The organism is Mesorhizobium japonicum MAFF 303099, assembly GCF_000009625.1.
Taxonomy (GTDB): domain Bacteria; phylum Pseudomonadota; class Alphaproteobacteria; order Rhizobiales; family Rhizobiaceae; genus Mesorhizobium; species Mesorhizobium japonicum.
Window position 1 is genome coordinate 5,470,942 of record NC_002678.2, and the last position, 12,814, is coordinate 5,483,755.

At 61.0% G+C, this 12,814-nt stretch carries 10 protein-coding genes; 4 read left to right on the top strand and 6 right to left on the bottom strand.

Features of this window, described 5'->3' with window-relative positions:
• Window positions 1-17 precede the first annotated feature (17 nt).
• The 3 genes from MAFF_RS27280 to MAFF_RS27295 all read right to left on the bottom strand — a co-directional run bounded on the left by MAFF_RS27280 (window position 18) and on the right by MAFF_RS27295 (window position 3,472).
• The gene (locus tag MAFF_RS27280; protein WP_010914235.1) at window positions 18-1,484 is read right to left on the bottom strand and encodes a M81 family metallopeptidase; all 1,467 of its coding nucleotides are present in this window, start codon (window positions 1,482-1,484) and stop codon (window positions 18-20) included.
• A gap of 848 nt (window positions 1,485-2,332) precedes the next feature.
• Complete coding sequence (locus MAFF_RS27290) at window positions 2,333-2,860, bottom strand: winged helix-turn-helix domain-containing protein (protein ID WP_080511950.1); 528 nt, start codon at window positions 2,858-2,860, stop codon at window positions 2,333-2,335.
• Window positions 2,861-3,052: 192 nt separating this feature from the next.
• Window positions 3,053-3,472 (bottom strand): organic hydroperoxide resistance protein, encoded by a 420-nt coding sequence (locus MAFF_RS27295; protein WP_010914237.1) that lies wholly within the window; start codon window positions 3,470-3,472, stop codon window positions 3,053-3,055.
• A 475-nt stretch (window positions 3,473-3,947) separates the two neighbouring features.
• On the opposite strand from MAFF_RS27295, the gene MAFF_RS27300 reads away from it, so the two are divergent.
• From MAFF_RS27300 to MAFF_RS27315, 4 genes are all read left to right on the top strand, one after another.
• Complete coding sequence (locus MAFF_RS27300; protein WP_010914238.1) at window positions 3,948-6,806, top strand: ATP-binding protein; 2,859 nt, start codon at window positions 3,948-3,950, stop codon at window positions 6,804-6,806.
• 437 nt (window positions 6,807-7,243) lie between these two features.
• Window positions 7,244-8,536 carry an epoxide hydrolase family protein gene (locus tag MAFF_RS27305; protein ID WP_044549350.1) on the top strand — a complete coding sequence of 431 codons (1,293 nt, stop codon included), beginning with the start codon at window positions 7,244-7,246 and terminating at the stop codon, window positions 8,534-8,536.
• A 134-nt stretch (window positions 8,537-8,670) separates the two neighbouring features.
• A complete protein-coding gene (locus tag MAFF_RS27310) occupies window positions 8,671-9,720 on the top strand; it encodes an alpha/beta fold hydrolase (RefSeq protein WP_032928870.1) in 1,050 nt (349 codons plus the stop codon).
• Window positions 9,721-9,739: 19 nt separating this feature from the next.
• On the top strand, window positions 9,740-10,519 hold the full coding sequence (locus MAFF_RS27315; protein ID WP_010914241.1) for an alpha/beta fold hydrolase: 780 nt from the start codon (window positions 9,740-9,742) through the stop codon (window positions 10,517-10,519).
• Between the two features lie 116 nt (window positions 10,520-10,635).
• On the opposite strand, the gene MAFF_RS27320 is transcribed toward MAFF_RS27315, so the two are convergent.
• The 3 genes from MAFF_RS27320 to MAFF_RS27330 form a co-directional block, all read right to left on the bottom strand.
• Window positions 10,636-11,082, bottom strand: a complete 447-nt coding sequence (locus MAFF_RS27320; protein WP_010914242.1) for a MaoC family dehydratase — start codon at window positions 11,080-11,082, stop codon at window positions 10,636-10,638.
• 54 nt (window positions 11,083-11,136) lie between these two features.
• The gene (locus tag MAFF_RS27325; RefSeq protein WP_010914243.1) at window positions 11,137-11,967 is read right to left on the bottom strand and encodes an SDR family NAD(P)-dependent oxidoreductase; all 831 of its coding nucleotides are present in this window, start codon (window positions 11,965-11,967) and stop codon (window positions 11,137-11,139) included.
• Window positions 11,968-12,257: 290 nt separating this feature from the next.
• The gene (locus tag MAFF_RS27330; RefSeq protein WP_010914244.1) at window positions 12,258-12,746 is read right to left on the bottom strand and encodes a hypothetical protein; all 489 of its coding nucleotides are present in this window, start codon (window positions 12,744-12,746) and stop codon (window positions 12,258-12,260) included.
• Between the last annotated feature and the right edge of the window lie 68 nt (window positions 12,747-12,814).

Below are 12,814 nucleotides of genomic sequence, written 5' to 3' on the forward strand. Positions count from 1 at the left end.
CTGAAGCCTGGCGTTGATTATAGCGCCAATTCCGCGAATGGCTCCGCGACCTTCGGCCAGTATGGCTGCCGCAGCTTGGTGTATGCCAGATCGCGGAAATTGGGCTGCAGCGCTCCGGGCGCGGCCACATAGAGAATGTCCTTGGCGATCGGCTCGAAACCGGCCCGGAAATGATTGCTCGACTTGACGACCACGATCTTGCGAGTGGCGGGATCAAGGCCAAGCGCGGTCATGCATTCGGGATGGAAGGTTTGCGTGCGCACGCTGTTGATCACCAGATCGATGCCGTCGGCGCTGACCCAGGCGGCGTCGCCGATCGGCAGCGGCACCGCGCCAAAGCGCTGGGTGATGCCGGAAGCGATGCGGCGCACGGTGACGTTGAGGTCGAGCGGCTCGCCGGATGCCGCCCCGATCTTGCCGCCGATCCGAAGCGGCAGCGTCGCGCCTTCGCCGGCGGCCTGGCAAAGCCGCACCGCAATGGGATCCCAGTACAGGCAGCTGGCGACGTCGCGTATGCCGCGTTCGATCACCCGGCGAATGATGAAGGTGGAGTCGCCTGGAGCGCCGCCGCCTGCATTGTCCGATACGTCAGCCAGCACGACCGGGCCGCCGTCGGTCGCCATCGCGCGATCAAGCGCGTCGTCGATGGTGAGATGATGGGGTTCGAGCGCATTGCGCAGCGCGAAAATCTCGCGGCCAAAGGCCGACGCGACTTGGTGCGCCTTGCCTGCGTCGCGATCGGCCACGACCAGCATCTTGGCGCCGACATCGGCGACATCGCCCCAGGGGAAACCGTGGCCGAACGACACCGACAGGATGCCGTCGCGGCCTTGGCTCGCCTTCATGCGGTCGACCAGCCCGCGCAAGGGTTGTTGATGGGGCCTGAAGGTGCCGATCATGCGGCAATCGAACAGCGCCATCACCGGGCGGATCTCTCCGGCCAGCACCTTGACCATCAGCTCGAACAGATGGCCGGCGCGCTCCTCGATGTCGGTGTGGGGATATTCCATATAGGCCACGATCATGGTGGCGCTTTCCATCATGCGCCGCGTCAAATGGCAGTGCAGATCGAGCTCCGCGCCAATGGGGATATCGGGTCCGACCAGCGCACGGACATGGGCTAGCAGATCGCCTTCGACATCGTCGTAACCCTCGGCAACGCAAGCGCCGTGCAAGGCGAGAAGCACGGCGTCCACCGGCATGGCAGCTTTGAGGTCGCGCAGGATTTCGCTACGGAAATCTTCGTAGACGGAGCGTGTCGTCGTGCCGCCGGGCTCCGCCACTGCGCATAGGCTCTCGACAACAGTCCAGCCGCGCTCGCGAGCGGCATTGTGCCAGACAAAGAGTTGTGAAGAGCAGCAATTCAGCGGCTTCGTCGTGGCGTCGCCATGCGCAACCTGGCCCTCGACAAAGGCCTCATGGCCGGTGCGTATCGGAGAAAACGTGTTGGTTTCGGTGTCCAATCCAGCAATGAACAACTTCACGAAACCACCTCTGGCGCCGACATGAAACAACTTTTATGATCAATATAAAAGAGTTTATGTTCGGAAAGTCAATTGCCGACAGACCTTGAAAATATGGGCATCGCAAAGTTATCGACGAGCGGGCACAGAGATCGCCGTGAAGTTGGGTTTCGCGAATGCTGCTGCGCAAGCACGAGATTTGGGGCAGCGCCTGCTCCACCACCCGGCCCGTGTCGCAGGACTGCGTTTCACCAGGACCCAACTCACGACCAGAAGCCACGCGATGCAAATGACGGGCGAAATGGACCGCGAATAGGCACCGTCCGATCCCCAGAAGCCGCCACGTAACCAAGTGGTGCCGCCCAGCAATACAAGCACGACGGCCGCGACACCCACCGCGAAGAGCGCGTTCGAGATCAGTTTGGAAACGAACTCAACGCGACGCTGGCCCACGCGAATGTCGCCGCCGCGCCCCAACCGTCCTGTCCCGCATCAGCCAAAGTGGTCCTGAGTGCTGCCGCAAACACATGAGATTGAGGACGGCGAAGCCGGAGAAAACCGCAGCGATCAGGATCCGCGTGCGCCCGCCCTCGTAAAAGGCGACCAATGCGTCGGCTGGCGCACCGACCTGCGGCTGATAGCCATAAATGATGTACGCGATGATGAAGAGGCCGACGGCCTGGATGCCACTCGACCGCCACAAGCGTTCCCAGAAGGCAGGTGTGGCGTATGTGTTGGTAGATGCGGGGGACGTGCTCATCGTCTTTGCCCCCTCAGGTTGAACTGGGTCCAAGGCGCCCAGTCGTCCGGCCGAATCCATTTCGGCGTCTCGGATCGCTGTGGGTACGCATCAGCCCCTCTCCAGAGTCTCAAGGCCCCGCAGTGGGAACGCCGTACGCTCCGTACTCTGAAGGCGCTTGAATCTGAAGGCGCTCTTCAAGCGCCGGAACAATTGGGCGCATCGTTTCAAGCGACGCTTTCCGTTGAAGCGGCGTATGGACTGAAGCAACGAATTGGTAGCCACGCCCGGGGATGTTGATGATGAACCGATTTCCATCCCGTCCGTCGCGCAAAACGCGGCGCAATGCCGAGATGTGGACGGTGAGATTGGTAGGCACGACAAAGACATCGGGCCAAACGCGGGCCATCAGTTCCTGCTTGCTGACGAGCTCGCCTGGGCGCTCAAGCAAGGCGATCAGGATGCCCAGCGCGCGACTTCCGAGCGGCACCGGTTTGTCGCCCTCCAACAGAAGAAACTGTTTCGGAAACAGAAGAAACGGTCCGAATGCGATTTCGCCTCTCACCCTTAGTTGGGGCCGGGGATCAAATTGCGTGGGCGCTGTCGGGCTGGACGAGGGCAAGCGGTCAAAGATCATAGTCAATCCTGATGCGCTCATGGTGACCTCGCTTGCGTTAGGGACCCGTTTTATGCCTCAGCATTTACTCCGACGCCGCGAGAAGTGCCCGTTATAGGATGTGATGCTTTGTTAGTTCCTGCGAGGCGCACCATTTCCTGTTCGAAAATTGGAGGAGAGAGCCAACTGGGCAAACGGGCAACGACCGCGTCGAGTCGGCCCAACTTCGCGCGGTCAGGTCAAGCTGATCGTCACGCCGATGTTGCCGCGCGTTGCTTTCGAGTACGCGCAGATCTGATGCGCTTCGTTCAAAAGAGCCAGGGCGACAGTTCGATCAACGCCAGGCAGGCTGATGTTGAGCCGAGCACTGATGAAGTAACTGTCGTTTTCCAGTCTTAGGTCGACTTCAGCGTCGATAGCGGAAGAGGCCGGCAAGGCAATTTTCTGCTTGCGGGCCACTTGCACTATTGCTGTTTGAAAGCAGGCCGACCAAGCCACCGCAAATAGTTGCTCCGGGTTGGTGCCGATGCGTGCCGATCCGGGGGCCGCAAGCCTTATGTCGAGTTGCCCATCGGAGCTGCGTGCGATGCCATTCTCTCGTCCCTGAGAGGTCCGGGTCTTGGCCGTGTAGAGCAGCTTTCCCGTGGTGCGCATCTTGCAATCCTGGAAATTCTCGTTTCGCGAGCGCTATGGCGCTGAGGGCCACGCTGCGCATGCCAGTCAAGTCGCAGCGAAGTCGATCACCTGCATAAGCCACAGCCTCACGGGGGAGGCTACGGCTCGTGCCCGCCCGCCGATACTTCCGGTGCGCCCATAGTTGCCTTAGCGCTCACCATTATGCGCTCTCCTTTGGCTCCGTGTTGCGGACGCCGCGTTAGCGGCTCGCCGCGTTCATGGCGGTATTTCGGTCCACCAAGCTCTCTCCGCCTAGAGCTACGCCTGCCGTGCAGGGGCCGCCCGTTATGGCTTGTGAGGAGGTGTTAGAAGCTGTCAGCGGCTCGATATTCCCGGACAATTGGGGAACTCGGTTACCCGAGCGAAACCCTCGACTTGCGTGCGCTCTTGTGGGAAGGACGCAGGGCAAGATTTCGGCTAAAATTGTTGTCAGCGAGACCGTTCAGAGGAAGGCATGGCGGCTGTGGAGGACCACACCAAAGTCGGTATTTCGTTTGGTGCCTTTACCCTATTTGCAGGCGAGAGGCTGCTCACCAGAGAGGGCGTTCCCGTCAAGTTGGGCGCGCGCGCGCTCGATATCCTGGTCGCCCTGACTTCGGCGCCGAACGAGGTCTGCAGCAAAGAGGAGTTGATGTCGCGGGTATGGCCCGGAGTTACCGTCGAAGAAGGTAGCGTGCGCTTTCATGTAGCCAGTCTCCGAAAAGCGCTGGGAGACGGAAAGGATGGTGCGCGATTCATCGCGACTCTGCCGGGGAGGGGCTACTGCTTTGTCGCCGCGGTTTCGCAAGCGGGTAGTCGACGCAAAGACGAGAAGATCGCCGGCTCTGACTTTCCGCACGCTAATATCCCTACCCGCTTGAGCCGAATGCTCGGACGCGATGAGGATGTGCTCAAGTTATCGGTTAGCCTGACCGCATCGCGCTTCGTCACCGTCGTAGGACCTGGTGGCGTCGGCAAGACGACTGTCGCGGTGGCCGTCGCACACCATTTGATGTCCGCTTTCGCTGGTTCCGTTCTCTTCGTCGATCTTGGAGTCGTTACGGATCCTGAACTTGTGCCCACAGCTGTGGCCTCAATATTGGGGTTGTCGGTTCATTCCGACGACGCGGTACCGAGTTTGGTGGCCTACCTGCGTGACAAGCGCCTCCTTCTGGTTCTCGATACATGTGAGCACCTCATAGAAGCAGTTGCCACGCTGGCGGTAAGCATCGTGGAAGCCGGACTCCAAGTGCATATCATCGCGACAAGCCGCGAGGCGCTTCGCGTTGAAGGCGAGCACGTCTATCGACTGGATGCCCTTGCATGCCCCCCCGATCGACCGGGGCTAACTGCCGCAACCGTGCAGAAATTTCCAGCAACGCAACTGTTCATGGAACGGGCTGTCGCGAGCGGCGCGCCTCTGATTGTGAGTGATCTCGAAGCGCCAATAGTCGCTGATATATGCCGAAAGTTGGACGGCGTGGCGCTTGCGATCGAGCTTGCGGCCAGACGTGTTGAGTCTTATGGCCTGAAGCAGACCGCTGCATTGCTCGACGAACGCCTGACGTTGCTATGGCAGGGGTCGCGTGACGCTCCACCGCGTCACAAGACCCTGCACGCCGCTCTTGACTGGAGCTACGGGCTTCTCTCCGAACCGGAACGCTTGGTCCTTGGCCGCCTCGCGATATTCATCGGATATTTCACCCTCGATGCGGCGCTGGAGGTTGTGACAAGCACAACCCTGGACCGCCCTGCTGTTTTCGAAGCGATTGATAGCCTCGTCGCAAAGTCGATGGTGGCGACCCACCCTCTCGGCGCGATGGTGCGCTACCGGCTGTTGGATACCACCCGCACATACGCGCTCAACATCGACATTGACGAAACCGAGGCAACCGCCTTGTCGGTACGACACGCGACTTACTACCGCCGATGGCTCGAACAAACCGGGATCGAATGGCCGACCCTGTCGGCTGGAGCCGAACGCACGCCCCACTTTGCCGCACTGAACAACGCCCGTGCGGCATTGGAATGGTCCTTCGGAAAAGGCGGCGACTTGGCCATCGGTGTCGGGTTGGCCGCCGCCGCCGCACCCGTTTTCTTGTCAATGTCACTGCTTTCCGAATGCCATCGCTGGTCGGAACGCGCTATCGCTTGTCTCGCTCCTTCGGCTCGTGGGGGACAGCAGGAGATGAGACTCCAGGCGGCCCTTGGGATCTCACTGATGTTTATGCGCGGCGGGCGCGATGCTGCGAGTGAAGCCTTGGAGAGAGGCTTGGCGATCGCTGAAAACAATGGCGATACGCTTGATCAAATACGCCTGTTGGCCCCACTTCATCTGTTTCACCGGCGCAGAGGGAACTTCACTCGCGCTCTCGAGTACGCGACGCGTTGTTCTGCTGCCGCGGCGACTGTCAGCGACCCCGTCGCGATGGCACTAGCCCATTCCAATTTAGGGCTCGCACTTCATCTCGACGGCAGACTTGTCGATGCCCACAGCGAACTTGAGGCGACCCTGGCGGGCGACTATCTTCCCGAGCAGACCACGACGGTCTACCTTGGCGTTGAAGGCAGAATCCTGGCCACCGCCGTTCTCGCGAGAAATCTTTGGCTGCAGGGCTATGCCGCTCTGGCAACTGAATGCGCGCGCGAGGCGGTGGAAGAGGCCCGCAAAATAGACCACTCATTATCGCTGGCGATCGCCCTGGTGTGGGCGGCGACGGTGTTCCTTTGGACAGGTGATCTGCAGAGCGCTGAAGCAGATCTAGATGAGCTTATTGCCCTATCCGAAGCCCATTCCATGGCACCTTATGTCCTGGTCGGAAAAGGCTTCCAAGGCGAATTGGCTATTCGTCGGGGGAACGCGAATGCGGGCATAGAAGCTTTGCAGAGCTCTCGTCAAAAGCTGCACGCGCTCCCTTACGAGCTCGTCACCACCGAGCTTAGCCTTTCGCTTGCTAAGGGATTTTCCGTGTCTCACCGCCTCGATGAAGGGCTCAGAACGATTAACGAGACAATCGAACTGATCGAAGCGAATGGCGACTTTTTGTACATGCCAGAGGCGTTGCGAACGAAAGGATTGATCCTTTTATCGATGAACCGGGACTCGAACGAGAGGGCCGAAACCTGCTTCGCTCGGTCGCTGGATTGGAGTCGTCGTCAGGGTGCATTGTCTTGGGAATTGCGGACAACGACGGAACTGGCGAAGCTCGCCCTCTCTCGCGGACAATTGAAAAAGGCGCGGGCTCTGTTGCTGCCAGTCTTTGAGCAGTTTACCGAAGGTTTTGATACGGCCGATCTGAAAGCTGCTGAACAGCTGTTGAGCGCGATCGCCTAGCTGCGGACAGCTACGCATTTCCATCAGCTGTTCGACGTTGTCACGCTCCTGGCCGTCGCAACGCATGTGGTGAGCGGCTCGCCGGTGGGTTTGGCTGTGCTGTCAGCGGAGCTCACGGCGAAGGATGTGACAGAGCTACGGGGCGCGACCGATCAGTAAGCGCCCCAGCCGATCCACCACCCCACATACCATCCTGGCGATCTCTCACGCGCTCTACGTCGGGCCGAATGCCGTCATTCAACCGACCGGCCGACATCTCGGGTCTTCGTCGAGCGATCGGCTGTAAGAATCCCAAATGCGGCTGCTTGCAAAAATTCGCATCTCTTAGCGCCTCTTAACTCGCTTCGACGACAGCAGCAGGGCACTTTGGTCGTGTCACAACGAAGCAGCCGTCGATGTTGGCGGCAATCCTGGATGGGTTGGCACAGGAGAGTCCCATGTCTGCGCGCTTGCTATCACCAACACGGCGGGAAGTCCTGATCACCGCGGCTGCCTTAGGAGCCATCAGCATGCTTTCGTCAAAATCCAAAGCGGCTGCGGAAGCCGCGTCAATCCATCCTTTCCAGTTCAGGGCTTCCGATGAGGATCTCGCCGATCTGAAGCGGCGTGTCGCGGCGACGCGCTGGCCGGACAGGGAGACGGTGCCGGACCAGTCGCAGGGCGTGCAGCTCGACATCGCGCGCCAGATCCAGGTGCACTGGGCCAATCATGATTGGCGCAAGGTCGAGGCCAGGATGATGGCGTATCCGCACTTCATCACCGAGATCGATGGGCTCGACATCCACTTCATTCACGTGAAGTCGAAGCACAAAAACGCGCTGCCGATGATCGTGACCCATGGCTGGCCGGGCTCGGTTATCGAGCAGTTGAAGATCATCGAACCGCTCACCGACCCGACCGCGCATGGCGGCACCGAAGCGGATGCATTCGATCTCGTGGTTCCGTCATTGCCCGGCTACGGATTCTCCGGCAAGCCGACGACACCAGGATGGGAGCCTGTCCGTATCGCCAAGGCGTGGGCAACCCTTATGGAACGCCTCGGCTACAACAAATATGTGGCCCAGGGCGGCGACTGGGGCAATGCGGTTACCGAGAATATGGCGCTACAGGAGCCGCCGGGACTGCTTGGCATCCACACCAACATGGCGGCGACGCTTCCACCTGAAATCTCCAAGGCGCTTGGGACCGGCACGCCGCCGCCAGGGCTCGGTCCCGACGAGAAGCGCGCTTTCGACCAGCTCATCTATTTCAATCAGCATGGGCTTGGCTATGCCATCGAGATGAACCAACGTCCTCAGACGCTCTACGGCATCGTCGACTCGCCCGTCGGCCTCGCCGCCTGGATGCTGGACCACGACGCCGACAGTCACGCCCTGATCGCCCGCTCCTTTAGCGGGAAGCCCGAGGGCATCACGCCGGACGACTTTCTCGACAACGTCACCTTCTACTGGCTGACGAACACGGCGGTCTCGTCGGGACGACTCTACTGGGACAATGCGCGGGTCGCGAAAGGCGGTTTCTTCGACGCGCGTGGCATCAGGATACCGGTCGCGGTGAGCGCTTTCGCCAACGAGATCTACCAGGCGCCGGAGAGCTGGGCGAAGACAGCCTATCCAAAGCTTCTCCATTACGGCCGCTTCCCCATTGGCTGCCATTTCGCCGCCTGGGAGCAGCCCGAAATCTTTGTCGAGGAGATGCGTGCGTCGTTCAAGACGCTGCGCGCGTCCTGAGGACTGCGACGGAAAAATAGTCTCCATTCTGAGCGCCGCCTCGGCGGTAGTCAGATGGTCAGCGTAACAGGACAAGACGATCCCGCACCCCGGCGTGCGGGCCGTTACATCAGATTCTAACGAGTGACCGAACCATGCTGGAAGTGATCAGCCATCAACGTCGCCACCTTTTGCGTGTTGCAGCTCTGGCTGTCGCTGCCGCCGAGCTTTTTGCGACCAGCGGGGCGCGATCAGGATCAAGCGACACCTCTGCAACGAATGCTGCAAGCGGTTCGCAGGCGAGCAATTCGCTCAAGGTCAAACAGGTCGACGCCGGCGACCTGAATATCGGCTACGCGGAGTTTGGCCCTGCCGAGGGTCCGCCGGTCCTCCTCCTTCATGGATGGCCCTATGACATCCACGCGTTTGCCGAGGTCGCGCCGCGGCTTGAGTCCGCAGGCTATCGCGTCATTGTACCGCATTTGCGCGGCTATGGCACAACGCGGTTTCTGTCCGCCAATGCGCCTCGCAACGGGCAGCAAGCGGCCCTTGCCGTCGACGCCGTCAATCTGATGGACGCACTGAAGATTCGGACGCCGATCATCGCCGGTTTCGATTGGGGCGCGCGCACCGCCAACATCGTCGCGGCGCTCTGGCCAGAGCGTTGCAAGGCGCTTGTATCGGTGAGCGGCTATCTGATCGGCAGCCAGGCGGCCAATCAGATGCCGCTGCCGCCGGCCGCCGAGTTGCAGTGGTGGTACCAGTACTATTTTGCGACCGAGCGCGGCCGCGCCGGCTATGACAAATACCGGCGCGACTTTTCCAAGCTGATCTGGCAGATCGCCTCGCCGAAGTGGCGCTTCGACGATGCCACCTTCGAGCGGAGCGCTGCTGCCCTTGAGAATCCCGACCACGTCGACATCGTGATCCACAATTACCGCTGGCGACTCGGTTTGGCTGAGGGGGAGGCGAAGTACGACGATCTGGAGAAGCGGCTCGCTCAGGCGCCTACGATCGACGTGCCTGCCATTACGCTCGAGAGTGATGCGAACGGTGCTCCGCATCCGGAGCCTTCGGCCTACGCGAAGAAATTCACCGGCCGATACGAGCATCGCACCATCTCCGGCGGCATCGGACATAATCTTCCGCAGGAAGCACCGCTGGTGTTCGCCCAGGCCGTCATCGACGTTGACCATTTGTCATGAAGCAACAAAGGAGCCCGACATGAAACCGCTCATTGCTGGATTGGCCCTGGCTGGTATGGCGTTCGCAACAATGGCGTCCGCGCAATCGGACAAGCCGACCATCGTCCTTGTGCATGGCGCCTTCGCCGACGCATCGAGCTGGAACGGCGTCGTCCCAATTCTTGAAAAGGATGGCTACCCGGTGGTCGCTGTCGCCAATCCTCTGCGCAGCGTAAAGGCAGATGGCGATTATGTCCGCTCCTTTCTCAATACGATCAAGACGCCAATCGTGCTGGTCGGCCATTCTTATGGCGGCATGGTGATCAGCCAGGCCGCCGACGGGAAGGCAAATGTCAAGGCGCTGGTCTATGTTGCCGGTTTTGCACCGGAAGCAGGCGAAAGCGCCGGCGCGCTCGACACCAAGTTTCCAGGAGCCTTGCTTGGACCCGATACCCTGGCGCAGCCAGTGCCTCTCCTCGCTGGCGGCAATGACCTCTATGTCCGGCAGGACAAGTTCCACGAAGCGTTCGCGCCGGATCTGCCCGAGGATGCGGCGAGACTGGCAGCGGCAACGCAGCGACCGATCACCGACATCGCGTTCGGCGAACCGGCGACCACGTCCGCCTGGAAGACCATTCCGTCGTGGTTCATTTACGGTGACGGTGATACTGCCATCCCGCCGAAGGCTCAGGCCTTTATGGCCGAGCGGGCGCACGCCAAGGGCGTCGTGGTCGTGAAGGGCGCGTCGCACGTCGTCATGATCTCGCATCCCGATGCGGTGGCCAAAATCATCGAGGACGCGGCGACCGCGGCTCCTTGATCCTTGCGGCAATGTGCCCCGTCATCGGCAATGCCGCGTCGCCTCAAATTTGACATCGGCGATCGTCGTTCTGGATGCTGCCCATGTCACTCCCTTTGGTTGCAATGGCTGGTCGCTCATGCCGCCGGCCGACGAAAAACGACCAGCTTGGCGGTCAGGATCTGGAGAACATCGCCACGCTGGTTGAGGGTTTTGCTGACGATGGTGACGATGCCACGCTCTGGGCGCGAACGCGAGGGAGCGATATCCATCACCTCGCTTTCGACGTGAAGAATGTCACCCGGGCGCGTCGGGTTCGGCCAGTTGATCTCGCCTCCGGCGCCAATAATACCGTTGGCGAGCGGCAGGCCTGACTCCACGTTCAGCCGCATTGTGATCGCGGCGGTATGCCAGCCGCTGGCCGCAAGTCCGCCGAACAGCGTCCCTTCCGCCGCCCGTTCGAGATGGAAGATTTGGGGATCGAACTCTCTTGCGAAAGCCTTGATCTGCTGCTCGTCGAGCGCATGCGAAGCGCTGACGAAGGTTTGACCGCGCTCGAGATCGTCCAGATACAACCGCGTCATATCACGTCCTTTCCTAACGCCGCCCTTCCTGCTCCGCGGCGGAGCAGGCCACTTCTAACTGGTTCGATCGCCATTTTTGTTGATTGAAGAGGGCTGGGTCGCAATCCGATAACGGGGCGCCGGCGTGGCAGTAGAAAGCTTGCCGATCATCGCCTGCCGAGCGGCCTCGTAGGCGTCGAAGAGTTCACTATCCTGGAGGGAAGGGATGGTGGCGAACTCGCCCCGATCGAGTCCGGCAAGCGCCGCATCGACCAGATCCTCGCTTCGCATCACGATGGCTTTTGGCAGCTTCTCGACCGGGCGACCGGCGATTGCCCAGAAGTCCGTGGCGGTGGCACCCGGAAGGACGACCTGCACCCTGACCCCGGTTCCCGCGAGTTCGTGCCGCAGGTTCTGGCTGAAGGCGACGACGAACGCCTTGCTGCCACCGTAGACGCCGTTCAGCGACTCGGGATTGATGGCGACGATCGAGGCGATGTTGATGATCGTCCCAGCGGCGCGCGCCACGAAACCCGGCACGATGGCATAGGTTAGTCGGGTGAGCGCCGTGACATTGAGCGAAATCAGCGACGTCATCTGGTCGACGTCGGAGTCAAGCAGTTTCAACGCCCCACCGAGGCCCGCATTGTTGACAAGCAAGGTGACGTCTGGGGTTTCCCTAAGGAAAGCCTCCACGCGCGCGAGGTCTGACGCATTGGCCAGATCGGCGGACAAGGTGTCGATCTTGCGGCCGGTTTTTGCGCGAACGCGGTTCGCGACCTGGGTTAGCTTGTCTCCGTTGCGGGCGACCAGGACGAGGTCGTATCCCCGCTCTGCGAGACGGTCGACATAGACCGCTCCGATGCCGCCTGAAGCGCCGGTAATGACGGCCGTTCCCACTGACATCCTCGTGACTCCTCATTCATCCGCGAGGCGCCACGCTCCGGCGACGTCTAGCAAGGCCGATGAATTTAGTAGCAGTGGGTTTTGCGCGCCAGCCATCAATCGTGGAAGTCGGCCTCTCGGAAAACCGATAGCTCTGGATGTGCGCGCGGCGTCCTCTTCGGTGAGCGCCTCGTTCGAGGCTCCGCCCAGTTCAGACTTCCCCGACTTGGCAAGGCAGCGATTCTTGCTCCGGCATCGGACGGTACTGATCTTCAAGGATCGGATTCCGCTTGCGGGACGCGCCGAGCGCCTCAGGAAGGCGTCGGTCCATGCTGCTTGAACTCGGCGGCGTGGAGCTTCACGAAGTCGCGCATATTCGTCGGCGCTTCGCCGGTGAGTTTGCGCAGAGTGTCCGTCATGCGGTCGTAACGCCCCTGCTTGGTCAACTCGGCCATGGCCGAGAGATGGCGAACGACGTGCTCTGGATACTTCGCCTGCCGAAGCCCTTCGCTCCACGCCGGGAGTGGGACGTCCCGATATGCGATGGGCCTTCCGAGCGCCTCGGAGAAGACGCGCGCATAGTGGTCGAGATCGGTGGATTCCGACCCTGTCAGATCATAGATCTGTCCGATATGCGGTGCGGGGTCGTCGAGGATCGCCGCGACCGCACGCGCTACGTCGACTGCCGAGATCGGCGAGGTCTTTCCACTCCCCAGGGGCAGCGCCAACGCGTCGGAGGCCCTCACGCCGGGGGCAACGAGTTGAAGAAAGAAGCCTTCGAGGAGGACCGTCGGCCGCACGGTTACTACCGGACGTCCCGACCAGGACAGGGCTTGCGCATTTTGCGCCGGCCTTTCCAATTCTCGCG

Coding starts and splice junctions, on each gene's coding strand:
- MAFF_RS27315 (WP_010914241.1), top strand. CDS start 9,740: ATGAAACCGCTCATTGCTGGATTGGCCCTGGCTGGTATGGCGTTCGCA.
- MAFF_RS27320 (WP_010914242.1), bottom strand. CDS start 11,082: ATGACGCGGTTGTATCTGGACGATCTCGAGCGCGGTCAAACCTTCGTC.
- MAFF_RS27305 (WP_044549350.1), top strand. CDS start 7,244: ATGTCTGCGCGCTTGCTATCACCAACACGGCGGGAAGTCCTGATCACC.
- MAFF_RS27325 (WP_010914243.1), bottom strand. CDS start 11,967: ATGTCAGTGGGAACGGCCGTCATTACCGGCGCTTCAGGCGGCATCGGA.
- MAFF_RS27290 (WP_080511950.1), bottom strand. CDS start 2,860: ATGAGCGCATCAGGATTGACTATGATCTTTGACCGCTTGCCCTCGTCC.
- MAFF_RS27295 (WP_010914237.1), bottom strand. CDS start 3,472: ATGCGCACCACGGGAAAGCTGCTCTACACGGCCAAGACCCGGACCTCT.
- MAFF_RS27310 (WP_032928870.1), top strand. CDS start 8,671: ATGCTGGAAGTGATCAGCCATCAACGTCGCCACCTTTTGCGTGTTGCA.
- MAFF_RS27300 (WP_010914238.1), top strand. CDS start 3,948: ATGGCGGCTGTGGAGGACCACACCAAAGTCGGTATTTCGTTTGGTGCC.